Raw genomic sequence first — 23,938 nt, forward strand, 5'->3', positions numbered from 1 at the left:
CCCCTAGTGAATTTATTCACTTTTGTTCTGTTTTTTCATGTAAAATAAAGAGAGTATAAAAAACACTGAAGGATGAATCATGGACGCAAGAAAACTATACATATTTCAAGTTGCTATTTTAAATCTTGCAATGACGATGATGATGACTGCAGCTATTGTTTATCGGATTGATTTAGCAAAGCTTGAACCATATCAGTTAATCTTATTAGGAACAGCACTGGAGATTGCAGTGATTTTTTTTGAGGTACCCACGGGTGTTGTTGCGGATAAATATTCAAGAAAGTTAAGTGTTGTGATTGGTTATATCATTATAGGTCTTGGCTTTTTTGTTGAACTTCTAACATTAGATTTCATTTGGATCTTTGTTGCACAAATCATTTGGTGCTTTGGATATACGTTTATTAGTGGTGCACTAGATGCATGGGTTTCTGATGAAACTGATAATCAAGATATAGAATACACGTTTATTAAAGCCAATACAATAAGCAAAGTCATGACGATCATTGGGATTATTGGTGCTTTTGGATTAGGGATTATCGATGTAAGACTTCCGATGCTTGTCAGTGGTATTTTATATATACTTTTAAGTTTCTTTTTAATGGTTTTTATGAAGGAACATGCCTTTAGAAAAAAAATGGACCATTCTATGGTTCATCAGTTTAGATTAGGATTAAAACATATATTTAGACATCCAATGTTAAAGATATTTGTTGTAACAGCATTTTTATTAGGATTATATAGCGAAGGGATTGACCGTTTAGAAGAATTTATTATCTTAGATAAGGTTGACATGACATTCTTAAAGGATCTGCCTTCTATTTATATCGTATCCATGATGCATATGATGATGGCTATTTTAGGGGTCATCATGTTACTCATTGTAAAAAGATATGTCAAGGAAGGTATAAAAACATATCAATGGTTTTTTGTACTCATTCTTTTCATGAGTCTAGGTTTACTTGTATTTGCATATATGGGTAATGCATATGTATCTTTATTAGGCTTTTTCTTCTTTAGAATGACAAGGCAAGGTATAGATCCTTTATACACGAGTGTTATGGCTAGACAAACACCTTCAAACATTAAAGCGACTGTCATGTCCACTTTTGGTCAAATCGATGGCATCGGTCAAATTTTAAGTGGGATTTTGATGACGACCTTAGCTTTTATCCTTGGTACACAAGCAATTTTAACCGTGACTGCAACAATTCTATTAGGCGTTGCATACACTCTTTTCTTAATGATTCAAAAGCTAAAAATTAATGCATAAATATCACAATTTCAAGAAAATATGTTAAAGAGGTATTTTTCCTCTTTTTCTCATGAAATATGTTAAAATATATAGTATCAAAAAGGAATGATAAGATGATTGTAGATACGCATTTACATTTAAATACAGAAGATTATAAAGATGATCTAGATCAAGTGATTAAACAGGCATTTGAAGCTGGAGTAAAAAAACTCATTGTCATCGGTATGGATCATGAAACTAGCAAACAAGCGATAGAAATCGCAGAAAGATATGAAGGTGTTTATGCATCTGTTGGTCTTCATCCTGGGTATGTTGATGAAGGCGATGATCCAGTGTTCATTAACGAGTATATCAGTCATCCTAAGGTGGTTGCGATTGGTGAGACTGGGTTAGATTTTTATTGGACAAAAGAAAATAAAGATCTTCAAATGAAAAGGTTTGTTGAACAGATTGAGTTATCTATTAAATATCATCTACCTTTAGTGATACACACAAGAAATTCTTTTCAAGAAGCATATGATTTATTAAAACCATATGAAGGAAAAGCATTCGGTGTATTTCATTGTTTTTCATCAGATGAAAAAGATGCTAAAAAAGCGATTGATTTAGGTTTTTATATTGGTATCGATGGACCGATTACTTTCAAGAATCCAAAAGATCTATTACCTATAGTTAAAAACATAGATTTAAAACATATTTTAATTGAAACAGATAGTCCTTATTTAGCTCCCTCTCCGTTTAGAGGAAAAAGAAATGAACCAAAGTATTTAGTAGAAGTTGTTAAAAAAATAGCTGAAATTAGAAACATGACAGAAGAAGAAGTCAAAGAGATTACAACAAGAAATGCACATCAATTATTTAAATTAGGAGGCATGAATCATGAAGACTAAAAAACTTATATTATCGATTTTAACAGTTTTAATATCACTTACCTTAATTGGATGTACAATTGAGACAAGAGCGGTGGAAACTTACGTTTCACCATCAACTGAAGAACAACTAAGAATAGATATGATCGCGGAAGTATCTCCTTCTGTGGTTGCGGTTGTAACTGAAACAGGACATGGATCAGGGATTATTTATAAGTCTGAGCCAGTTGAAGGAGAAACAAATGTAGATCGATATTACATTATGACTAACAATCATGTTGTTGAAGATGGTGGCGAAATGAAAGTTCATTTTGGACCAGGACAAGATGATATTGCTGTTAAAGATTATCAAACATATCCATTATTTGATGTTGCAGTAGTAAGAATAGAAACCGATCGTAATTTAAGAGTACATGCAATTGCACCAATTGATGATAATGTAATTACTGAAATCGTCAAAGGACAAGAAGTCATTGCGATTGGTACACCACGAGATTTAGCGTTTTTTAATTATGTTACTACTGGTGTAGTCAGCATACCTACCTTTGCATATGAAGGTATCAACGGATTATCGCTGATGCATGATGCGGATTTAAATCCCGGAAACAGTGGCGGACCTTTATTTAATTTAAACGGTGAAGTCATTGGGTTAAACGTTGCCAAGATTACTGATGTACAAACATCAGATGGTCTGATTGCTGCTGATGGTTTAAATTATGCACTTAATATCAATAAACTTGCACCAATCATTAGAGGGTTTCAAGAAGCTAACTATATAGAGGTTGTGCGTTCACCTAAGTTAGGTGTGACTGTACAAGAAGTTGATATTTTCTTATTAGAAAATGATCCATCATTACTCCCAAATAATCCAGTGGGTGTTGTCGTTATTGGATTTGATTTAACTAGAAATGCACATCTTGTATTAGAAGAATATGACTTGATTATTGAGATGAATGGAAACCCAATTACATCGATTGCTGATCTTGCTGCTGAGCTTCAAGATGCAGAGTTTGGAGATACACACCAATTAACGGTGATCAGAAAAGTGAACAATGTATTTGAAGAAATTAGTGTAACAATCACATTATCATGATCTCAAAAAAAGTATTTGATAAATGTCTAGATAAAGGCTTAACTATAGCATTCTCAGAAAGTATGACAGGTGGTAATTTATCCTATCAAATGATATATAATGAAGGAGCATCAAAAGTTTTAATTGGTAGTGTTGTTGCATATCATACAGATCTAAAAGAAAAACCATTAGGTGTTCATAAACAGATCATCGATGATTTTTCAGTTGTTAGTCAACAAGTTGCAGATCAAATGGCACGTGGCATTTTTGATTTGACTCATGCAAGTATTTGTGTTTCAATAACTGGTAATGCAGGACCAACACTAGATACAAACACTACAAAAAAAGAAGCTTTTATTGCGATATTATTTCAAGAAAAACTTTATCAGTATCATGTTAATTTTGATGCAAATGACCGAATGAAAAACATTGAAGATGCAACAACATTTGTGTATCAAAAAATAGAGGAATTACTATAGAAAAAAGATAGTTTTAATCATTGTAATAAATGATATATTATGATATAATAACTTGGCGTAAGATAATCCTTGTCTTATCAAAGACCATAGACCAGAAGGAGGTGGAACTGATGAAAAAATACGAAATTATGTATATCATCCGTCCAACTGTAGAAAGCGAGAACATCAAAAAGATCGTCAATAACTTTAACGAAATTTTTGTAAACTACAATAGTGAAGTTCAAGAGCTTAAAGAGTTGGGGCTAAAAGACTTAGCTTATGAGATAGAACATCACAAAAAAGGCTATTACGTTTGGTTGCTTGCTAACGCAACTCCAGAAGCAATTGCTGAATTTAACCGTGTCGTAAGAATAACTGAAGAAGTTATTCGCTTCATTGTTGTAAAGGAAGGCGAGTAATATGATTAATAAAGTGATTTTAGTAGGAAGAATTACCAAGGATCCTGAACTTAAATCTACACAATCAAATATTAACTTCGTAAACTTTACAATTGCTGTAAATCGTCAATTTACGGATCAATCAGGCGAAAGACAAGCTGATTTTATTCAATGTATCGTATGGAGACGACAAGCAGAAAATTTAGCACGCTTTATTAAAAAAGGTGCATTACTTGGTGTCGAAGGTCGCATTCAAACAAGAACGTATGAAGCAGACAATGGCACACGCTATATCACAGAAGTTGTTTGTGATTCCGTACAGTTTTTAGAAAATAAGGGTGATCAATCACCTGCTGATTACATGGAACAACAAGCACCTGAAGTAGATTATAGCAATGATGACAGCGATGAGTTTTATGAAACATCAAAACAACTTGCTGCTGAAGAAGATCTACCATTTTAAGGAGGAGAACTATGCAAAACAATAGACGTGGCGGTTTTAAAAGACGTCGTAAAGTTTGTTATTTTACACAAAATAAAGTTGAACATATAGATTTTAAAGATGTAGAATTACTTAGACGATTTATTACTGACCGTGGTAAGATTTTACCAAGACGTGTAACTGGCACATCAGCTAAATGGCAACGTCCATTAGCAGTAGCTATTAAAAGAGCACGTCATATGGCATTACTACCATATGTAAAAGACTAATCAATAAACAAAAATGCTGCAATCCGCAGCATTTTTTTTATGACTTATTTTGTTTTTCGATGAGTTTATTTAAGTCATCTACTTGTTGTTTATATTTTTTGGAGACGATCCATAAGACAATGCCGTAGATGATTCCTATAGCAATCATGATAATGTAGATTAAACTCGACAATCGAAATAAATAATTCCCGTATACATTTCTAATCACAAGTATACCTGGTATAAGCATGAAATATCCGAGGATAACATTGATGATGCTGTTTCCTTTTTCAAGTTTAAATAACCATAAGGTTAGACTCACAAAGGCTGATACGACAAAGATACCATATGAGATTCTTGCAAAAGGTAATGTGACATCAAATCTTCTAACAACAATTAACGAAAGCATAAGGAACAAAACGCTCATGAAGAAGAAGACTTTTAAATAAATATTGAAATATCTTTTCATGATGATTTTCCTCCTAGTTTTTCTTTTAGTGATTTTACATACATTCTTGAAACGATTAAATGAATATCATTAAGTAGAATCGCTTCCATGCGACCGTTGATGTGAGACTTAAAGCTTTTAATCTTTTTGGTATTTACTATAACTGATTTATGGATTCGAATAAAAGGCGTTTGTGATAGTATTTCTTCTAACTGATAAAGTTTTAAGTCAATACTATATGTTTGTTCTTTTGTATAAACAAAAACCTCATGTCCATAAGCATCTATATAAAAAACATCTTTTGAAGGCACTTTAAATTGCTGATCATCTTTTCTACATATCAAAACCATATCGAAATAGGTTAAAGCATTTTTAATTGCTTTAACCTCTTCGTCTTCATCCTTGCATTTGATGATGATTTCAGTTTCATTTATTTCTGGGTGTTTTTCTACATGGATTTTCATAAATCATCCTTAAGTGTTTAAGAGTATATTTTTTATAGTGATGAGTTCATCATATGCTTTTTCAAGCAAGACGAGTCTATAAGTCATGATGGTTTTTATTTCGGTTTTTAAGGTTTCAATTTCTTCATCTGATATTTGATCAAATGCTCCATAGTAAGGTTCAATCAATGCTTCTATAGAACCTATGGTATCTTGATATGCTTCTCTATATTTTCTAACCTCTAACAAAGAGATTCTTAAATATATTTTTTCTTGTTCTGAGAGAGTTGAATAATCTCCTTCAAACGATTCTTTTAAAGTCTTAATTGATGATACTTCATCTTGAATCAAAGCTTTATAATCATCAATTTCTTGTTTTAAAGACTCAAGATCGCCTACTGGTGTTTCAATATCAGTTTCATTTAGTTCATTTGATAAAAGTATAATCTCACCAGTCACTTGATTAATATCAGTTTCAACTTCTTTATTGAAATCTTGAGTAAACCAAATGATACTTCCAATACCTAAAATAACAATACCTACATACATTAATTTTAATTTCATTTTTATATCCTCCTTTGATGTCTTCATGATAACAAATCTATATCTTGGAGTCACAAAAGCATTCATAAGATGTAAAAAATGATACGTAAGATGTATTTTCCTATATTTTATCACAAAAATTAAGGGAATATGTTTTTTTAATTTTCGTGTGTTAATGGCTTTATTATTGATTGAAAAACACATGCATTATTGGTATAATATGATAAAGTAGGTGATCCATATGAAACGTTGGATTTTATTAACAGGCGTGGTGATTATTTTAGGATTCAGTATTTATCTTTACTGGCCTTATTTTTCTTTTGAATCAGCACAACACATATTAAAGTTTATATTCCTATTCATTAGTGTGATTTTAGTCTTTACTGGAATATATATCAGTTTAAATCAGCAAACTAGACAAAAAATAAGAACACTTCAAAATAGATTGTCGATGTGGACAAAGTTATCATATCATGTAAACCAAGTTGGAGATGAAGTTTTCAATGAACTTCCTATTGGTATTCTTGCATGTGATGAGACATTTGAAATTAAATGGGCAAATCCGCATGCAACGCAAATATTTGATCAAAAAATTGCAGGTCGACAATTAAAAGATTTAAATGAAAAACTATATACCCAAGCTACAAATAATAAAATTAAATTTATGGTTGAAGTCGGCTCTGACATTTATGATGTTACATACCGACCAGATTTCAATTTCTTTTATTTATTTAATGTTACTGAAAGAGAACGTATATCTAAAAAATATATCGATCAAATTCCTGCTTTAGGTATAATCTATTTAGATAACTTGGATGAGGCTTTAGCAGCACTTGATGTTTCTGAGCAATCATCCTTAAAAGGTGAATATTTAGCAGCAATCAATGATTGGGCACATCTATATGATGGATATTTAAAACCATATGCTGATGAGCGCATCTTTTTAATGTGTTATCGAAAAGATTTAGAAAAAATGATAGAAAATAAGTTTGAGATATTAGAAAAGATTAGAGATATTTCTAATCAAAATAAAGTTAGAGTATCTATCTCTATGGGGATTGCATCGTGGAATATTGATTATGAATCACTTGGTGTTTATGCACAAAATGCAGTAGAACTTGCTGAAAAACGAGGTGGAGACCAAGTAGTTGTCAATATTCAAGATCAAAAAATTATTTATTTTGGAGCAAGAAATGATACATCAGCGAAAAGTTCTAGAGTTGGTGTTAGAATCAATGCCCAAACGATTAAGGATTTTATTGATAACTCAAGTAAAGTATTTATCATGGGACATAATCAAGCAGACATGGATGCATTTGGATCGATGATTGCATGTTATCATATGGCAAAAGCATCTAATAAACCAACCTATCTCATTATTGATCATGATAAGTTAGATCGAACGACACAAAAAGTTGTAGATATCGTTAAAAATGATGTTAAGGATTTAATGGAGCATATGATTTCATCAGAAGATTCATTAGAATTGTTTGATGATCAATCAGTCTTAATGATATTAGATACACAATCACCAAAAATCATTATGAATGATCAAGTATTATCAAAAACAGAACAAATCATCGTTATTGACCATCATAGAGTTGGTGATGAAGGATTTAACGCGATGTTTTCAATCATTGAACCATCAGCATCATCAACCATCGAGCTTGTGATGGAACTATTAGGGTTCTATAACATGAATGAAGAAATCCATATATCGCCTTTAGAAGCAACCATGATGTATGCAGGGTTAATTGTTGATACAAATAATTTTACCTATCGTACAGGATCAAGAACATTTGAAGTTGCAGCACAGCTTAAAGATTTAGGTGCAGATACTTCAGAGGTTAAAACATGGCTTAGAAAAGATTATTTAAGAACCATGGAAATTAACAAACTCTTAAATGATGTCGAAATTTTTATGGATCATTTTGCGTTTGTGATAACCAAAGACATATATGATGATAGAATATTACTAGCGCAAGTTGCTGATGCAGCACTTCAAATCAATGATATTGATGCAGCATTCGCAATTTCTAGAATGGATGATGACACCGTAGGGGTTAGTGCTAGAAGTTTCCAAAAAGTCAATGTACAAGTTTTATTAGAAAATATCGGTGGTGGTGGACACTTTAGTGTTGCTGCTGCACAAGTTAAAAATAAGTCTATCAAACAAGTGGTGGACGAGTTGAAGAACATCATAGAATTAGAATACGCACAAGGAGGAGATCTCGTGAAGGTCATATTATTAGAGGATGTAAAAGGTAAGGGTAAAAAAGATCAAGTGATCGATGTTGCAAACGGATATGGTCAATTTCTGGTCAATCAAAAGAAAGCATTGCTTGCAACTGATGAAAACCTTGCAGTTTTAGAAAAACAAAAACAAGAAGCATTAGAAGAAAATCAAAGACATATCGCATTAATGAAATCACTTAAAGGTGAGATTGATGGAAAGAAAGTTAAGTTAAGTATTCAAATCGGACAAGATGGTAAAATGTTTGGTGCAATTACAACAAAACAAATTGTTGAAGCATTTGAACAGGAACACCATATCTTAATCGATAAGAAAAAAGTAGAACTTCAATCTGAAATTAACTCTGTAGGGATTTATACTGCATTTGTTACACTCCATAAGGATATTAAGGCACAATTTGAAGTCCATATCGTAGAAAAGTAGGATTTAATTATGGCAAAAAGTTTACCCTATCATAAGGAAGCTGAGCAATCAGTATTAGGTGCTATTTTCTTAGATCCAAAAATTATTGTATCAGTGATGGATCACTTAGATAATGAGGATTTTTTTGAGCAACCACATATTATGATTTATCAAGCAATGAAAGATCTTTATAAAGACAATCATAAAATCGATTTTGCGAGTGTGGCATCTAAACTTGAACAATCTCAAAATCTTGCAAAAGCAGGTGGTATGAAATATATCATTGATTTAGCTGATTTTGTACCATCGACTGCACATATTGAAACCTATATTGATTTAGTTAAAGATGGATCATTAAAAAGACAAGTCATCCATCTTGCTGGAGAAATATTAGAAGAAGGATATAAAGGTGATACAGAAGCAACCGATTATATCACGATGGCAGAAGAGAAAGTTTTTGCGCTTGCTCAAAAAAGAAAGACATCCGCTTTTGCGATTATGTCTGAAGTTATTAAAGAAGTTAAAGAAAAAACTGAAAGAAATAGAAATAAAAAAGGCGGTATTACCGGCCTTCATACTGGATTTGAAAATTTAGACAGATTAACAGCTGGACTTCAACCAGAAGAGCTCATTATTCTAGCAGCAAGACCATCTATGGGTAAATCTGCATTTGCGATGAATCTAGCTTTAAATATCGCTAAGCATAATAAAGAGGGTAAAGCTGGTGTTGCAATTTTCTCGCTTGAAATGAGTAACGAACAGTTAGCTGCAAGAATGCTTTCAACAGAAGCAAACGTTGAAAACAATAAAATAAAAACCGGGAATTTAACTTCTAAAGAGTGGCAACACTTAGAAGGTGGTATTCAATCTTTATCACTTTTAAATATTTCATTTGATGATTCTGCAGGTGTGAATGTTGCTGAAATTAGAGCAAAATGTAGAAAGTTATCACAAGAAGGTAAACTTGATTTCGTCATTATTGACTACTTACAATTAATTAAAGGCGATGATCGTTCTGGAAATAGACAAGAAGAAGTCGCGAAAATCTCAAGAAGTTTAAAGCAAATGGCTAGAGAATTAAAGATTCCAATTCTAGCATTATCACAATTATCACGTGAAGTTGAAAAACGTGAAGATAAAAGACCTGTACTTGCAGATTTAAGAGAATCTGGATCTATTGAACAGGATGCCGATATCGTTATGTTCTTATATCGTGGTGACTATTATATCCATGATCCTGAAAAGAAAACAGGTGATGTTGAATTAAGCATTGCGAAGAATAGACAAGGTATGGCAGGGATTAGATTAAGCTTTAGATTTGATACTGAGTATTCTAGATTTACTGCTAAAGAAGAAAGAGAAGAAGAACTTTATAGAGATTAAGCTCATTCAGTAAAAATGGTGTAAAAATTTACATCATTTTTTTATACTTAGATCATGACGATAAAAATTGCGGAGAGTACTTCAATTTAATTAGTTTTTAGTTTTTCATATATTTTCAATTTGATATGAAATATAAAATAAGATAAAAATAAAAAACAGATATAATTCCAATTTTCCAAAATAATTGTCTAACATTTTAAAGCAAGTTTCATGGCTTTATTAAGGGGAAAATTTGGAAATTTATTAGATTATTTAAGTAATCTCTGTCCAATTTCATGGTGCATTTTTATATCAAATTATATGAAAATGGGCATAAATAGCTACAAATATATGTTTTTAGATGAAAAATAAGGTTTAGATTTGAGACAAAAAGAGTTGGAATTTTGGATTGTTGTCATATTAGGATTTGATTATGCTATAATATAGAAAAGAATGATGAAAAATCAGGTGGGGAAATACTTGAAATAATGATGGATTAATAGGGTTCAAATCCCCTTTCCTCCACCAGTTTGGAAAAGCTGAAGCGTTTATTTTGTGTGTATCGAAAGAAAACGAGACGGCATATGCTCTTTACAAGTCAATAGGATTTACAGATACAGGTAATATCGATGATGATGGTGATCAAATCTGTAGACTCGATATTTAAAAAAAATAATGTGTTTTATTTGAGGGTAAAAATGATGAAAAATACTGAATTCTATTATAAGAATGTATTTGCACCAAAACCGAATAAACCAAATCATATAGGGGTAGCAGTAATTATTCAATATGAGAATAAAATCTTACTAGAACATAGAGTAGATAGTGATAGATGGGCTATAATTGGTGGAGGCTTAAATGTAAATGAAGATTTGGTTTCCTGTGCAATACGAGAGGTTTTTGAAGAAACCGGACTAAAAATCAATAAAAATCAATTGCAGTATTTTAACATATATGACGATCCTTCAAGAATAGCTCATTATCCGGACGGGAACGTTCTGCGCGTAATCACTGTTGTGTATCATATAAAACTATTTGATTTTCCTATATTAAAAACAAGTTTAGAATCTAAAGAATTGAAATTCTTTTCAAAAGATGAAATCATACGCATAAAGATGGCTGAAACACATATTCCAATTATTCAGGAATACTATATCTTAGAGTAATATCATTTAAAACATTGCTGCAGTAAATATACTAGAATTGTTATTTAAACTAGATAATTAATATGAACTTTTAACATCATTTATAGTAAAGTTAGTATAGAGGTTGTAGTAAAGTTGGTCTAGAGGTTATCAAAAACAGTGATAAAGTCCATAAAGACAAGACACATAATGATGTCAACATCTGATCCTAAAACTTGGGATATTCCAGGAGATAATGAAATGTCCGGATGGGGTGAAAGTAAGCTTAAAGATGAATATGACAAAGCACGCGCAAAAGGACAAGTCGGAAGATGGCAAGCAATTAAAAGATTTCAAAAATATCATGGGTTTAGACACAGTAGACATTCCGGTAATAAAAAGAAGCCCATGAAAAATAAAATTCGTTCAATAATACTGATTATCAGTGAAATGATTAGAAATATACATGACGGTGATCAATAACAAAGGAGTTAGATTTATGTCAAAAGTAAAGCATATTATCACAAAAAAAGTATTCAATTCAACAGGAGCTCCTGATTTAGGGGTAGTATTAAGGTCAATTCGAGGAAGCTATAATGAAAAAGGAAATCCTAGAGAAATGAGTAGATATGGAATCGGTAAGCATAACTATATTTGTTCGCTAATTTATAACCAAAAGACAGAAAAACTGAAAGAAGATCCACCATATATGTACCAATATTTAGTTAGTCAAGATAGAAAAATCAATATGGATAAATTGCATTCTAGATTGGTTGAGATGGTATTAGAATGTAAGAAGTGGATGAATAAACCCAATTTTTTTGGCTATCATGAATTAATCTTATATGAAACTGAAAATGATTTGCTAATAATTGACAACGGATCTCATTAAATGAAAAAATGTTATAAGAATTATACGATTTTGATATAGTAATAGAATTTACTGAAATAGAGAATTGACTAGTCTATACGAGTCAACTCTCATTTTTATATATGAAATATTTATTCCAATAATGTCATTAAAAGAAATGCTGGTTCTAAACTGTGTCAAATCTATTTGCTATCCAATTATGTCATGCATACGGTCAGCATTTTTTGTCAAAGTAGTTCAATGTTATCTATAATTATTGATTTAGATTGCATTTTTTTAGTTAAGTATGTTTCACATGTAAAAAAACCTAAAGTGTGGATTAACATAAAAGAGCGAAAATATGTCTCTCAAAAAATAAATCATACACTAATTCAAACAATCAAAGTGACAATGCTTATAGTAGAATAATCATATTATATTTAATTAGCATCTCAGCTTGTCTCAGGTGGACCTGTAAACATAGGTGCTATTATTGGAGCAGGAACTATAGGTGCTTTATTCGGATTCATGAGTGGTCCTGATGCTCAACACGGCAAGTTAACTAATCGCCAAAAGATAAAAATTAGACAAAAAGATAAAGGTAATAAAGCTCGACATATTAAAAATTTAGATAAACAAATGGACAAGTATACAACAAGGTTATATAGATCCGCAATGAAAGATATTAAAGGCAGTATGGTTTGGGATGTAATCTCATCAACTATTGACAGTTTAATTTAGAATAGGAGAATATTATTATGGAGCACGTTTTAAGATATGTTACAATTGGATTAACTATAGTATTAATTGGATTAATTAGATTAGGCTATAAGAACAAGAGAATTTCACATGAAAATCTTATTAAACAACCTTTCTTGTACTTTTGGGGTGGAATACTCTCAGCACTTTTATTTGCATTAATTGTTATTGTGGGACCTTTGCTTCCAACTCAGAGTAATAGTGAAACAATGCTTGGAGTAGCTATAGTGTTTTCAATATTGATGATTTTTAGTATGATGTTTGTGTGGTATTATGTCGTTTGGGAAGTGAAATTAGATAGACTAACCTTTGCTTACAGAAACTTTTTTGGGAAAGTAAAAGAATATGATTATGTCAAATGTACGAGCGTAACTAAATCAGCAAGGGTTGATATTTATCATGGTAAGAAGTGCATTTTAAGAATATCTGCTTTATCACCTAATTGGTATGCACTTTCAAAGAAGCTAGAACCAAACATGGAAATATATCAAAAAAATATGAATAAGAAATAACGTAGTAATGGAGGGTCTGCAAATGCAAACCCTCCATTATTAAGTATAGCTCTTAAATAATATAATGACAGACAATCAATTATTACTTTATTGCTTAGAAAAATATAAACGTCTACTGAAAAAATAGAATGAAGCACTTAAAACAAGGCATAAATATATATATAAACACTTATAAATATGTTTCTTTGGTTTTTCTGTGCTTGTGTGAGTAAACATAAAAAGTGCCATTTTTATATTTCTAGAGTACACACAAGACCCTGTTTTCGAGCAATATGGTGCACTCAACGCAGATTGAATGTGAGAACATACTATTAAAAGTGACGGAAAATGGACAAACCTAATTGTAATAATCTGTTATATCTTTATGACTTGTCAAAATATGAACTTTTAGCATTATTTATAGTAAACTTAGTATAGAGGTTGTAGTAAAGTTAGTCTAGAGGTTATCAAAAACAGTGATAAAGTCCATAATGACAAGACATAGAATTTTAGAGATTTGAAATATTCTTTCAAATCTTTTTTTTATTAACTAGGAAATTCTAATTGATCATTTAAATAAAAACAAACAGAAAAAACTCATCTAAAATGAGTCTGTAAAACGAGTCAACAAATTAATCAATAAGTTTATGATAAATATCTAAAGGCACAAACTGCAACTTACCACAATGACTACAAACATCAACGGGAAAAGCAGCACCTTCAGTCTCCATAAAGTGAGCATAACCAGAAAAATTGACAGTAAGTTCAAATCCACAGTGCAGACATTTCATATCAACCATGATATCAAAATTAGGCATCGATATAAATGCATTAAATGAAGCGGCAGGGCCAGCAATGAATCCCTGCTTAACAGCTGATTTATATTCAGCATACAAATTCTTTTTTTGAACAAAAGACATATGCACAGATTTAGTTTTAAATAGTTTAGGCATCGCTAAATAACCTCTCTTTTCGGTGATTTGGTAGATATGAAGCATCAAGATTTAAAACCATAGTAGAACCACACTGACATTTAAAGATGTCATAGTGATAAGTCTTAAGCAACAAAGTTCGAAAGTGAAGTTGATGTTTAAGATAAGTCAAAGATTTAGGGTTAACTAACTTTAACTCAGAGGCAATTTTTCGTTTTGTCCGATTTGAATAAAAACCGTAATAACGAATCAGATGAAATCCTTTATCAGGGATGTGTTTAATGAGACGTGCAATAAATTTAAAGACATGATCAGTGATGATTTGAGTACCTCGTTTATGATGTTTATCTGAAATTTGATCATCTTCATGAGGATCAAAATGCCAAGTGACTTGGTGATTGATATCATCGAAGTCATCAATTCTAGATTCAGAGATGGCTGGATGAGAAGCATATCTGGCGATGTATTTAGCAATCTTTTTGGCTGTAGACAAGCTAGATTTTCTCTTTAATTGAGGCCCGTAAGTGTAAAAGCCTTTTTTATACTTATGAATGAGATAACTTCTTAAGCGATTAAACTCATTATAGATAGAATTTGTCGCATGGGTTTTCAAATAGGCTGAGATGTTACTTAAGAGTCTATATTGCCAAAACATACGCAGTCTCTCAAAAGGAAAGAAAGACATGTTGGATAGATGACCATGAGCATCAATAAAGCGTTCAGCAACTAAAGCATGGATATGAGGATTGGTCTTCATATCTCTGCCATAGGTGTGAAGAAAACAAATGATGCCAAGTCTTCTATCTAATTGGTGGTCAGCCTTCGTTTTCTTAACAGCTTTATGAAGAACTTCATTTACAGTTTGAAATAAGATATCAAATAAGTCTCTATAAAGCCAAAAGAATTTACGCATCTCTTTAGCAACTGAAAAGACAAAATGTCTATGAGGGCACTTAAGTAATTTGGATTCAATCGCAAGTGTTCGAGCTTCTCGATATCTTTGATTACAAGAAGGACAAAACCTTGAATGACAAGAAAGACCTTGGATATGAAAGTTATCACAAGTTGGGCATTCATAGAAGAAGTAGCCATATTTGAAATCACGACAATGTATCATTTTTTCAACATTTTCGATAATTGAGGGACGTAGTTTATCTTCAAAATGAAGTTTAAATGAATCCCAATAGGTAGCAAATATAGATTGAATGGAAATGGAGTTATCTCTATATACTTTTAAATTAGATAGTTTAACAAGCTCATTGTTAAAGACATGTTCACCATGTTTAAGAGCAAGTTCTAATTGATCTTTAAATTTATACTTAATCACTATAGGTTCCATAAATCTATTATACAATGTGACTTTAAAAAGAAAAAGGCGATTTTTATCGCCCCTAGTGAATTTATTCACTTTTGTTCTTTGGTATAATGACGATAACGATTTTAATGGAGGGTTTCATGAAAAAATACATTTATCTAGTATTGGGTTTTGTTCTATTGCTTTTATCTACAATGTTTATTATCTATCAATCAACTAAATATCCTGATAACTTTTTATATGATTTGGGAGGTTACTATAAGAATAATCAAATTTTAACAATGTATGAATCAAACAATCAAATATACGCTTTAGTTAGAAATAATGAAATAACATTTGATGCACTTGATGATGATAACTGTGTAGATGATATGTTGAATATTGCTATTATTGATGAAGACTTTAATTTGATAGAACTTGTAGAAATAGTAGAAACAAAAACATTAGAAAATGATGGTAATGGTATCAAAAGTACTGAGTTAGAAGTTTATTCATATCAAGATGGTGACGAAATATATATTAGCATTTCTCTGTATGAAAAAAACTATATGGTTATATTTGATACACAGACCAATACATATAATTTAACTGAGACAATTATGTTCTTAAATACATTTATTATTGAAAACGAAGTTATTGTAGGGGTAAGTTCAAAATTTGATATTTCTAATGACATGTATGAAATCACTTACTATGAGATCTCAAAAACATTCAATGTTGCACTTGAAGTCGTACTTGGGCATATTGACCATGTCTATCAAAAACCACTAGTAAATTCTAATTATGTATTTGTTCAAGGGAACTTAACTTCAAATACTTTTTCATGGAAAACAATTAGTAGATACAATATATTAACTCAAACTATGGATGTTATAGAAGATAGTGACTCTTATGGTATTCAGATTCAATACATTAACCTGGACAGTATTATATATAGTATTCATCACGTAGAAAACGAAAACATTATAATTGATTATTTTAATGAAGAGGGGACACTTATAGAGTCATCTATTAATGACGAATTCCACATTTTAAGTATTGATGATTCAAGATTTATCCATAAACAAAGAGATTCAGATTTGCAACAACAAATCATTAGAGTTTTAGATCAAAATGATAATGAAGAAATAGTTTTAGAATTTAATCAAAGAATGTACTTATATGATATATACTACTTCAATGATTCTGTATATTTGATTGCAAATATGTTTGAGTCTGATTTAGAGAAATTTTTATTTGGATCACATCAATCGTATATTTTAAAATACTCTGTAGAAGAATTAAATAACCTTAAATGATTCAATTTGATTAACATTCTATATATTCTGTCGTTTCATTTACTCAATATATTTGGAGTGCCAGAGTAATAGAGATAAGTTTTTTAAATATGAACTTATAGCATTATTTATAGTAAAGTTAGTATAGAGGTTGTAGTAAAGTTAGTCTAGAGGTTATCAAAAACAGTGATAAAGTCCATAATGACAAGACAATCAGAAACCAGATGTCACCAACTTTATTATAAATGAACTAGATTATTGGATTTCATTAGTTAAAATCGCAGAAAGTGAAGGATTAAACTATAAAAGATTATATAATCCTGTACTATACACAGATAATACTTTTGGTAGCGATGATAATCTTTTTTCAAAATTGCTGATTTCTATAGGTACTGCAAAAAATTCAGAATGGAGTTATGAGAAAGAGTGGAGAATGATACTTGCCCAACACTCAGATTCGAATGATTATTTTAAGATGATTAAACTAAAACCAAAAGCTGTATATTTAGGAGAAAAAATCTCAATTGAAGATGAGAGAAGGCTAATAGCGGTGTTAAAAAGTAAGAGAGTTCCTGTGTATAAAATGTTTTCAAACCCGCAAGGGAACTTAAGACTAGAATACATTGAACTAGATGTCAAGTAGGGAGTAGAACATGGTTGATTTAGAAAAACTGTCTTTATTGGTTCAAGATGAAGAAAATAAATTAAGATTTACATTGATTAAAAAAGGACTAAATTATCATATATATATCGAAAAGCTTCATTCGCTTAATCAATGGATTAACATTTTTGTTAAAGAATTTTCAAAATATAACTCAAAATCTATATTAAAAGGTGATATAGATGAAGATAGTGTTTTAGTTATGAACTACTTATCTTCATGTAACGGAATTGTTGATACTTACATTGGATTAAACAAAATTCTAAATGATATGCAAGATAACAAATATGAATTGAATACTAATGCATTTATAAAAAGTAGAAAAACGAATACTGAACACGATAAATTTTTCGGATATCAAAAACTTAATGATTTTCAATATTTCAAACATATTAGAGCAGTCTTTGGTCAACACCCATCAAATTTAGAATATAAAGAGAATGGCGAAAGCAAGAGAGCGTTTAGTTCATGGCCATTCCATGACAGCATATTGCAAAAAAGTGGATGTGATTTATACACTAATGTCTATTTTGACCTAAGTAGACAAGGCTGGGGCATAAGATTTCATTTGTTTTAGATGAAGTTGCATCATTCATTAATCAGGTACTTGAAAGCATTGGAGAAATGATTATCAACATAAGCGGCATAGTTGATGGTTATATTGTAGATAATTGTCCTGGAGAAATTGCTGGCTTTGAAAAGTTATCTATTCCAGCGAAAATAAAGGAATTACAATCGGAAATATGCAAAAGATATTCATTTGATGATTATCACTATTTACTTGATGCGACAATCACTTTAGAGCGAATACTTTTACATAATCCTATTGCAGGCTACGAAACATACAATAATAAGTTTGTTGAGGACATTGATATTTCTCTAAATGAAATTCATTCTATTGTTTCAACATGCGGTAATGAAGAATTGTTCTACTTTGACAAATTCTATAGCAATATTATGGACTCAATAGGGCATCATTATTATAGAGAAAAATGTGCGATGTACATAATTGGTGATATCAGATATACGGATATATTCCAGATGGTGAGCGAAGATATTTCAAAGATTCTAAATGTTAACACATCACAAAATTATGGGGATTTTTATTATAGATTATATTTGCTAAGTCAAATAAAGACTAAAGTTTACATGTGAATATAATCTAAAAATCGAGTCTGATGAAATCATATTTAATGAAGTATGGATCGAAAAATCACCATGGATTGAAGTTATCGTGACTGCTTTCCATGAAACTAGACACGCTTACCAAGGGTATTGTATTAGAAACAGAACGATGGAGTCAAAAGATACTCTAGACAAATGGGAATATGAAACTCTGAATTATATTCGTTCTATTAGAAAGAATAATGAAGTTGATGATCATGATTATTTAAATCAATCGATAGAAATAGATGCGATTGGATTTACACATCACAAGATTAATGAGTTCTTTGGAGTCAAGACTATTATTCCAAATTCTATCAAAGATATGGCGTTGAATTATCAAAAAAACAATTTATAGAAATTTAAACTCGATCATCCCGTAGATGACGGTTCTGCTATTGAACTGTCTTTTTTTGTTATCCTAATAATTCATTTCAAATCTGAAATATTAATTTGATAGCTTTGTTAAAACAACTTCTGGTTAACAGCTTTGTCACATTCGAAGTACTATTATTTATTCATAATTCGTTCACATTATTATTGTATATTGATTATGAGGTATTCAACATGAAAGTAAAAAAAATACGTAAAAGGTTTTTTCTAATTGTACTTATTTTATCCGTTTCAATATTCTTGCAAGGACTTAATCAAAATATAAAAGTCAATCAGTTAATAAGAGATTTTAAAGAACGAGGTATAGAGGGAGAGACAGTAACCATCTATTTTGATAATGGGATGGAAGAAATAAGAATGTATCACCCAGTCGAAAGAATCAATGAATATGAGAAAGCGGATACACGTAGCCTTTTTTATACAACCAAAGATGAACCATTTATTGGGAAAAAAGGGGATATATTTGTGACTCAGGAATCACCTTTTCCAAACATATTCGGTTTTCATCAATTGATGAGTTTTTTTGTTGGAGGACACGCTGCACTGAATAATGGTAACAATCAATTCATTGAAGCTGTAGGCTTCCCAAAAGATGATGAAAGTATCTTTGATATAATCAAAGACCCTTCAGATGGTACACATGATTATTCAGTTGGTGTAAGACAATCTTCTACTAATTATTGGATGTTGCCATATTTTAGAGGAGAAAACGACTTTTCATATCCTTATTATGGTTCTTATTACAGAGAAAAATTCGTAGTATTGAGAGTAAAAAATATAGATGAAGAAAAACTGGATCAAACTATGTCATATGCCAATGAACATTTAGAAAATCGTTCATTATATAATTTCCTTTTCATTATGGACACAAAAAACAAATTCTACTGTACTGATTTTATAAGTCGTTCATACAGATATGGGTTAAGTAAGAATAGTTCAGATAAAAACTATCCAAAAACCCTAAATGATAATGGTTTTGTAACAACTGTTAATGATCTTATCTTATCAAAGGATACATATATTACTGCTTATGTAGAAAACACAGATGGAATTAGACACATCTACTATTTAGAAGATGAAGGATTGACATCTAATGAATAGTTTGATATAGTATAGATGACACCCCACCACGGGAGGGGTAAAAAAGGAGGAATTACTTATGGCAACGCTAATTTATAGAATCGGAGATATCCATTGCATCGGATGCATCAATCGCATTACTTCAGCTTTAGAATCAGCGGGAGCAATCAATGTTGATATTAATTTTTCAACACATATTGCAAAAGTATTGACTGAAGAGGAAAAACCCAATTCAAATATGTATCTTGAGGCAATTGTTCAAACAGGATATCAAGTCGAATACTTAACGACCATCGAAGAGGAATAATAAAATGTCGAGTAATATTAAATATCGAGTGAATGGTATGACTTGTGCTTCGTGTGTCAACCATGTTGAAAAAGCATTAAGAAAAGTTGAAGGGATAATTGATGTTTCTGTGAATTTAGCAACTGAAACTGCAACAATTCAATTTGATGATAACAGTTTTAGTTCAAACCTTGCAATGAATGCTGTTAAGGGGATAGGATATGAACTCATTACTATCGAAAACAATCATAAGACTGTGACTGCCAAAGTTGATGGAATGAGTTGTGCAACATGCGCAAACAGTATTGATAATACACTGTTGAAGATGGATGGGATTATTGATGCTCATGTTAATCTCGCTACGGAGAAAGTTACCATTCAATATGACGATCGCGTCATTCGTTTTAGTGATATCAAACACCGCATCCAAAGCATTGGATATAAGATTAGCCTCGAAGTAACAAATGATGAATCGGTTGATCCTGATACACTCAAGATGATTTCCGCTAAAAAAAGAGTTCAATTGAGTTCAACAATAACTATTTTGATGATGTCACTCATGCTGATTCACATGTTTGTTGTTGAAATTCCATTATACACTTGGATCATTGCCATACTGGGTTTCCCAGTCATATTTATCATTGGCCGTCACGTGCACAGAGGAAGTTATTACTCTCTTAAATCATTGAAACCGAATATGGATGTCCTTGTGTCACTCGGATCTATTCCACCCTATCTCATCGGTCTCACAGGATTGTTTTTCCCAATCACAACATTTATCGAAATGGCAACAACAATTATGACATTTCACTTGATTGGAAAATTCCTGGAAAGTAAGGCTAAAGGAAAAGCATCCCAAGCCATCAAAAAATTAATGGAACTAGGAGCGAAAACTGCACGCATTTTAGTCGATGGCAATGAGATCGAAGTTTTAACGAATGAACTCAGTGTTAAAGATATCATGATTATTAGACCAGGCGAAAAAATACCAACAGACGGAATGATTATTGAAGGTAAAAGTTTAATTGATGAATCGATTGCAACAGGTGAATCGATGCCGGTCAAAAAGCATGTGGGTGACAATGTAATCGGAGCAACCATTAATAAAGATGGTTTGCTCAAAGTAGAAGTTACTAAAATCGGTAAAGAAACATTCTTATCTCAAGTTATAGAGATGGTTGAATCTTGTCAGGGATCCAAAGTGCCTATACAAGAATTTGCAGACAGAATTACATCCTATTTTGTGCCCGCTATCATGGTTCTAACATTGCTCACATTCAGTTCTTTTTTAATTTTCACAAATTTCCATTTGGGTATTTTAGAATATATGGAACCTATTTTACCATGGATTAACACAGATCAAACTCCATTAACTTTAGCATTTATTACAGCAACAGCAGTATTAGTTATCGCATGTCCATGTGCGCTTGGATTGGGAACACCTACAGCATTAATGGTGGGTAGTGGTGTTGGTGCAGAAAAAGGCATTCTAATACGAAATGGCGAAGCGGTACAAACACTTAAAGATATCAAAGCGATTGCCTTTGATAAAACTGGCACACTCACATATGGTAAACCCGTAGTGACTGACAAGCATGCTGTGAGTATCGATGAACACCAGTTGATGCTTATCGCTGGATCTCTTGAAACAGGATCAGAGCATCCATTAGCAATGGCAATTATCGAAGATGTAAAAAATAATAATCAAAAGCTTTTAAATCCTACAGATTTTGAAGCCATATCTGGCATGGGTATTAAAGGTATTCTAGATAATAAGACGTATTATTTTGGTAACAGAAAACTAATCAAATCGATTGGTCATTCTTATGATGGATTAGAATCAATGATGCAACAACTTGAAAATGAAGCTAAAACGGTGATGATTCTAGCAGATGATATAGAGATACTTGGTATCATTGCTGTTGCAGATGCATTAAAACCTGATGCAGTACATGTTATTCGGGCAATCGAAAACCTTGGTATAACGACAGCTATGATTACTGGAGACAATTCAAGAACTGCTCAAGCAATCGCAAAAAAAGCTGGTATAACAAGAATTATCTCTGATGTTTTACCTGAAGGAAAAGTAAACGAAATTTCGAAACTCCAGAGCGAATTTGGATTAGTCGCAATGGTCGGTGACGGTATTAATGATGCACCAGCGCTTAAGCAAGCTAATGTAGGTATTGCCATTGGAACAGGTACAGATATTGCAAAAGAAGCAGCTGATGTTACTTTAGTATCTGGTGAGTTGCATACATTACTCACTTCGATTCAGTTATCGAAAGCTATCTTTAGAAAAATTAAGCAAAACTACTTCTGGGCATGGTTCTATAATGCGATTGCAATCCCATTTGCGATGTTAGGTTTATTACATCCTATGATTGGTGCTGCTGCAATGTCAATTAGTTCTCTTAATGTAATCTATAATTCATTGAGATTAAAAAAACAGTCATTCTTAAAGGTTGATAAGGAGTTAGTCCATGCACACTCATCATAATACAAAACATCAACATCATCAGTATATGATCATGATTCACGTCTTTTTGATGGTCTTGTTTCTTGCGATAGGAAGCCAGAGTAGCGCCCCCTATTCAAGAGTAGCAATTGATTTTGGTAGCATTCAAATCTATTGGTATGCAATTTTCATTTTGACAGGAGTATTTATAGCGGCATATTATAGTCAGAATGAACTCAATCGTTTAAATTATCCTAAGGATATTATCTATGACGGTCTCTTAATTGGGTTACCTTTAGCACTTTTAGGAGCTAGACTTTATTATGTGCTCTTTGATCCGATTCCACATTATAAGACTTTTCTGGACATAATGAATATCTCAAAAGGTGGATTAGCAATTCATGGAGCAATCATTACCACTCTAGTTTTTGTCCCTATTTTTTGTAAGATCAAAAAAATTAAATTATTGCCACTTATAGATACGTTGATGATAGGATTTCTCATTGGACAAATCGTTGGTAGATTTGGAAATTTCATGAACCATGAAGCCTACGGACCAGCAATTCAATCAGCCTGGGTTATTGACATATTGCCTAAATTCATTGTTGAACAAATGACTCTAGGTAGTGTTGTTCATCATCCTACCTTTTTATATGAAGGTTTATGGAACCTATCTATGCTTGTCACACTGATCATTTTAAAGAAGAAACGTTTGCTCAAAGTAGGTGAAAATCTTGGACTTTATTTGATATGGTACGGTTTAGGTAGAGGAATAATCATTGAGCCGATGAGAGTCAATGGTGCATATGGAGATGCACTGATGATTATGGATATTCCGGTAAACATAATAATGTCACTCGTTTTTGTTGCTCTAGGTGTAGTGTATTTGTTTTTTAGCAGACTAAAGATGAAAAATCTTCCCTATCAAGTAGATTTAGTTAATGTAACATCATAACA

Annotated in this window: 28 protein-coding genes; 23 read left to right on the top strand and 5 right to left on the bottom strand. The window is 31.6% G+C overall.

All coding sequences use genetic code 11. The features are described 5' to 3' along the window. Nucleotides 1-79 precede the first annotated feature (79 nt). From BK011_01580 to BK011_01610, 7 genes are all read left to right on the top strand, one after another. Nucleotides 80-1,270: a hypothetical protein gene (locus tag BK011_01580; GenBank protein AUD64430.1), complete on the top strand. Its 1,191-nt coding sequence runs from the start codon at nt 80-82 to the stop codon at nt 1,268-1,270. Nucleotides 1,271-1,365: 95 nt separating this feature from the next. Next, nucleotides 1,366-2,142, top strand: coding sequence for a hypothetical protein (locus BK011_01585; GenBank protein AUD64431.1), 777 nt, complete (start codon nt 1,366-1,368; stop codon nt 2,140-2,142). After that, entirely contained in the window at nt 2,132-3,214 is a 1,083-nt protein-coding gene (locus BK011_01590; GenBank protein ID AUD64432.1) for a hypothetical protein, read from the top strand. The genes BK011_01585 and BK011_01590 overlap by 11 nt, the downstream gene beginning before the upstream one ends. Beyond that, nucleotides 3,211-3,672 carry a hypothetical protein gene (locus BK011_01595; GenBank protein AUD64433.1) on the top strand — a complete coding sequence of 154 codons (462 nt, stop codon included), beginning with the start codon at nt 3,211-3,213 and terminating at the stop codon, nt 3,670-3,672. The genes BK011_01590 and BK011_01595 overlap by 4 nt, the downstream gene beginning before the upstream one ends. Before the next feature lie 110 nt (nt 3,673-3,782). Continuing rightward, a complete protein-coding gene (locus tag BK011_01600) occupies nt 3,783-4,070 on the top strand; it encodes a 30S ribosomal protein S6 (GenBank protein AUD64434.1) in 288 nt (95 codons plus the stop codon). Nucleotide 4,071: 1 nt separating this feature from the next. Then, the gene (locus BK011_01605) at nt 4,072-4,512 is read left to right on the top strand and encodes a single-stranded DNA-binding protein (protein AUD64435.1); all 441 of its coding nucleotides are present in this window, start codon (nt 4,072-4,074) and stop codon (nt 4,510-4,512) included. 11 nt (nt 4,513-4,523) lie between these two features. Further along, nucleotides 4,524-4,760, top strand: coding sequence for a 30S ribosomal protein S18 (locus BK011_01610; GenBank protein ID AUD64436.1), 237 nt, complete (start codon nt 4,524-4,526; stop codon nt 4,758-4,760). A gap of 37 nt (nt 4,761-4,797) precedes the next feature. Here the strand turns inward: BK011_01610 and BK011_01615 are convergent, their stop codons facing one another. Genes BK011_01615 through BK011_01625 form a run of 3 tightly spaced genes read right to left on the bottom strand, consistent with a single transcriptional unit; the run spans nt 4,798 to nt 6,194 of the window. After that, complete coding sequence (locus BK011_01615; GenBank protein ID AUD64437.1) at nt 4,798-5,208, bottom strand: hypothetical protein; 411 nt, start codon at nt 5,206-5,208, stop codon at nt 4,798-4,800. Next, complete coding sequence (locus BK011_01620) at nt 5,205-5,651, bottom strand: hypothetical protein (GenBank protein AUD64438.1); 447 nt, start codon at nt 5,649-5,651, stop codon at nt 5,205-5,207. The genes BK011_01615 and BK011_01620 overlap by 4 nt, the downstream gene beginning before the upstream one ends. A 9-nt stretch (nt 5,652-5,660) precedes the next feature. Continuing rightward, complete coding sequence (locus BK011_01625; protein AUD64439.1) at nt 5,661-6,194, bottom strand: hypothetical protein; 534 nt, start codon at nt 6,192-6,194, stop codon at nt 5,661-5,663. 220 nt (nt 6,195-6,414) lie between these two features. Here BK011_01625 and BK011_01630 point away from each other — a divergent pair, with 220 nt between their 5' ends. From BK011_01630 to BK011_01660, 7 genes are all read left to right on the top strand, one after another. Next, nucleotides 6,415-8,850, top strand: a complete 2,436-nt coding sequence (locus BK011_01630) for a 50S ribosomal protein L9 (protein AUD64440.1) — start codon at nt 6,415-6,417, stop codon at nt 8,848-8,850. A 9-nt stretch (nt 8,851-8,859) separates the two neighbouring features. Beyond that, nucleotides 8,860-10,212, top strand: a complete 1,353-nt coding sequence (locus tag BK011_01635; protein AUD64441.1) for a replicative DNA helicase — start codon at nt 8,860-8,862, stop codon at nt 10,210-10,212. 608 nt (nt 10,213-10,820) lie between these two features. Continuing rightward, the gene (locus BK011_01640; protein AUD64442.1) at nt 10,821-11,357 is read left to right on the top strand and encodes a hypothetical protein; all 537 of its coding nucleotides are present in this window, start codon (nt 10,821-10,823) and stop codon (nt 11,355-11,357) included. Nucleotides 11,358-11,576: 219 nt separating this feature from the next. After that, a complete protein-coding gene (locus tag BK011_01645; protein AUD64443.1) occupies nt 11,577-11,798 on the top strand; it encodes a hypothetical protein in 222 nt (73 codons plus the stop codon). A gap of 16 nt (nt 11,799-11,814) precedes the next feature. Beyond that, on the top strand, nt 11,815-12,207 hold the full coding sequence (locus BK011_01650; GenBank protein ID AUD64444.1) for a hypothetical protein: 393 nt from the start codon (nt 11,815-11,817) through the stop codon (nt 12,205-12,207). A gap of 486 nt (nt 12,208-12,693) precedes the next feature. Next, nucleotides 12,694-12,906 (top strand): hypothetical protein, encoded by a 213-nt coding sequence (locus BK011_01655; protein AUD64445.1) that lies wholly within the window; start codon nt 12,694-12,696, stop codon nt 12,904-12,906. A gap of 17 nt (nt 12,907-12,923) precedes the next feature. Beyond that, nucleotides 12,924-13,436, top strand: coding sequence for a hypothetical protein (locus BK011_01660; protein ID AUD64446.1), 513 nt, complete (start codon nt 12,924-12,926; stop codon nt 13,434-13,436). A gap of 611 nt (nt 13,437-14,047) precedes the next feature. Here BK011_01660 and BK011_01665 read toward each other — a convergent pair. Beyond that, nucleotides 14,048-14,368 (bottom strand): hypothetical protein, encoded by a 321-nt coding sequence (locus BK011_01665; GenBank protein ID AUD64447.1) that lies wholly within the window; start codon nt 14,366-14,368, stop codon nt 14,048-14,050. Continuing rightward, nucleotides 14,361-15,701: a hypothetical protein gene (locus tag BK011_01670; protein AUD64448.1), complete on the bottom strand. Its 1,341-nt coding sequence runs from the start codon at nt 15,699-15,701 to the stop codon at nt 14,361-14,363. Before BK011_01670 ends, BK011_01665 begins: the two co-directional genes overlap by 8 nt. Nucleotides 15,702-15,802: 101 nt before the next feature. On the opposite strand from BK011_01670, the gene BK011_01675 reads away from it, so the two are divergent. From BK011_01675 to BK011_01715, 9 genes are all read left to right on the top strand, one after another. Continuing rightward, nucleotides 15,803-16,960: a hypothetical protein gene (locus BK011_01675; GenBank protein ID AUD64449.1), complete on the top strand. Its 1,158-nt coding sequence runs from the start codon at nt 15,803-15,805 to the stop codon at nt 16,958-16,960. Between the two features lie 412 nt (nt 16,961-17,372). Further along, the gene (locus BK011_01680; protein ID AUD64450.1) at nt 17,373-17,582 is read left to right on the top strand and encodes a hypothetical protein; all 210 of its coding nucleotides are present in this window, start codon (nt 17,373-17,375) and stop codon (nt 17,580-17,582) included. A gap of 10 nt (nt 17,583-17,592) precedes the next feature. Further along, nucleotides 17,593-18,177 carry a hypothetical protein gene (locus tag BK011_01685; GenBank protein AUD64451.1) on the top strand — a complete coding sequence of 195 codons (585 nt, stop codon included), beginning with the start codon at nt 17,593-17,595 and terminating at the stop codon, nt 18,175-18,177. Between the two features lie 47 nt (nt 18,178-18,224). Further along, nucleotides 18,225-18,755, top strand: coding sequence for a hypothetical protein (locus BK011_01690; protein ID AUD64452.1), 531 nt, complete (start codon nt 18,225-18,227; stop codon nt 18,753-18,755). 139 nt (nt 18,756-18,894) lie between these two features. Then, on the top strand, nt 18,895-19,122 hold the full coding sequence (locus BK011_01695) for a hypothetical protein (protein AUD64453.1): 228 nt from the start codon (nt 18,895-18,897) through the stop codon (nt 19,120-19,122). Nucleotides 19,123-19,331: 209 nt separating this feature from the next. Continuing rightward, nucleotides 19,332-20,258, top strand: coding sequence for a hypothetical protein (locus BK011_01700; GenBank protein AUD64454.1), 927 nt, complete (start codon nt 19,332-19,334; stop codon nt 20,256-20,258). A 58-nt stretch (nt 20,259-20,316) separates the two neighbouring features. Beyond that, nucleotides 20,317-20,544, top strand: a complete 228-nt coding sequence (locus BK011_01705) for a hypothetical protein (protein ID AUD64455.1) — start codon at nt 20,317-20,319, stop codon at nt 20,542-20,544. 4 nt (nt 20,545-20,548) lie between these two features. Continuing rightward, complete coding sequence (locus tag BK011_01710) at nt 20,549-23,023, top strand: ATPase (GenBank protein AUD64456.1); 2,475 nt, start codon at nt 20,549-20,551, stop codon at nt 23,021-23,023. 49 nt (nt 23,024-23,072) lie between these two features. Further along, nucleotides 23,073-23,936 (top strand): prolipoprotein diacylglyceryl transferase, encoded by an 864-nt coding sequence (locus BK011_01715; protein ID AUD66112.1) that lies wholly within the window; start codon nt 23,073-23,075, stop codon nt 23,934-23,936. Nucleotides 23,937-23,938: the final 2 nt, after the last annotated feature.

The organism is Tenericutes bacterium MZ-XQ (assembly GCA_002838205.1).
Lineage (GTDB): Bacteria > Bacillota_I > Bacilli_A > Acholeplasmatales > Acholeplasmataceae > Mariniplasma.

Coding starts and splice junctions, on each gene's coding strand:
- BK011_01580 (AUD64430.1), top strand. CDS start 80: ATGGACGCAAGAAAACTATACATATTTCAAGTTGCTATTTTAAATCTT.
- BK011_01585 (AUD64431.1), top strand. CDS start 1,366: ATGATTGTAGATACGCATTTACATTTAAATACAGAAGATTATAAAGAT.
- BK011_01590 (AUD64432.1), top strand. CDS start 2,132: ATGAAGACTAAAAAACTTATATTATCGATTTTAACAGTTTTAATATCA.
- BK011_01595 (AUD64433.1), top strand. CDS start 3,211: ATGATCTCAAAAAAAGTATTTGATAAATGTCTAGATAAAGGCTTAACT.
- BK011_01600 (AUD64434.1), top strand. CDS start 3,783: ATGAAAAAATACGAAATTATGTATATCATCCGTCCAACTGTAGAAAGC.
- BK011_01605 (AUD64435.1), top strand. CDS start 4,072: ATGATTAATAAAGTGATTTTAGTAGGAAGAATTACCAAGGATCCTGAA.
- BK011_01610 (AUD64436.1), top strand. CDS start 4,524: ATGCAAAACAATAGACGTGGCGGTTTTAAAAGACGTCGTAAAGTTTGT.
- BK011_01615 (AUD64437.1), bottom strand. CDS start 5,208: ATGAAAAGATATTTCAATATTTATTTAAAAGTCTTCTTCTTCATGAGC.
- BK011_01620 (AUD64438.1), bottom strand. CDS start 5,651: ATGAAAATCCATGTAGAAAAACACCCAGAAATAAATGAAACTGAAATC.
- BK011_01625 (AUD64439.1), bottom strand. CDS start 6,194: ATGAAATTAAAATTAATGTATGTAGGTATTGTTATTTTAGGTATTGGA.
- BK011_01630 (AUD64440.1), top strand. CDS start 6,415: ATGAAACGTTGGATTTTATTAACAGGCGTGGTGATTATTTTAGGATTC.
- BK011_01635 (AUD64441.1), top strand. CDS start 8,860: ATGGCAAAAAGTTTACCCTATCATAAGGAAGCTGAGCAATCAGTATTA.
- BK011_01640 (AUD64442.1), top strand. CDS start 10,821: ATGATGATGGTGATCAAATCTGTAGACTCGATATTTAAAAAAAATAAT.
- BK011_01645 (AUD64443.1), top strand. CDS start 11,577: ATGTCCGGATGGGGTGAAAGTAAGCTTAAAGATGAATATGACAAAGCA.
- BK011_01650 (AUD64444.1), top strand. CDS start 11,815: ATGTCAAAAGTAAAGCATATTATCACAAAAAAAGTATTCAATTCAACA.
- BK011_01655 (AUD64445.1), top strand. CDS start 12,694: ATGAGTGGTCCTGATGCTCAACACGGCAAGTTAACTAATCGCCAAAAG.
- BK011_01660 (AUD64446.1), top strand. CDS start 12,924: ATGGAGCACGTTTTAAGATATGTTACAATTGGATTAACTATAGTATTA.
- BK011_01665 (AUD64447.1), bottom strand. CDS start 14,368: ATGCCTAAACTATTTAAAACTAAATCTGTGCATATGTCTTTTGTTCAA.
- BK011_01675 (AUD64449.1), top strand. CDS start 15,803: ATGAAAAAATACATTTATCTAGTATTGGGTTTTGTTCTATTGCTTTTA.
- BK011_01680 (AUD64450.1), top strand. CDS start 17,373: ATGATACTTGCCCAACACTCAGATTCGAATGATTATTTTAAGATGATT.
- BK011_01685 (AUD64451.1), top strand. CDS start 17,593: ATGGTTGATTTAGAAAAACTGTCTTTATTGGTTCAAGATGAAGAAAAT.
- BK011_01690 (AUD64452.1), top strand. CDS start 18,225: ATGATTATCAACATAAGCGGCATAGTTGATGGTTATATTGTAGATAAT.
- BK011_01695 (AUD64453.1), top strand. CDS start 18,895: ATGGAGTCAAAAGATACTCTAGACAAATGGGAATATGAAACTCTGAAT.
- BK011_01700 (AUD64454.1), top strand. CDS start 19,332: ATGAAAGTAAAAAAAATACGTAAAAGGTTTTTTCTAATTGTACTTATT.
- BK011_01705 (AUD64455.1), top strand. CDS start 20,317: ATGGCAACGCTAATTTATAGAATCGGAGATATCCATTGCATCGGATGC.
- BK011_01710 (AUD64456.1), top strand. CDS start 20,549: ATGTCGAGTAATATTAAATATCGAGTGAATGGTATGACTTGTGCTTCG.
- BK011_01715 (AUD66112.1), top strand. CDS start 23,073: ATGGTCTTGTTTCTTGCGATAGGAAGCCAGAGTAGCGCCCCCTATTCA.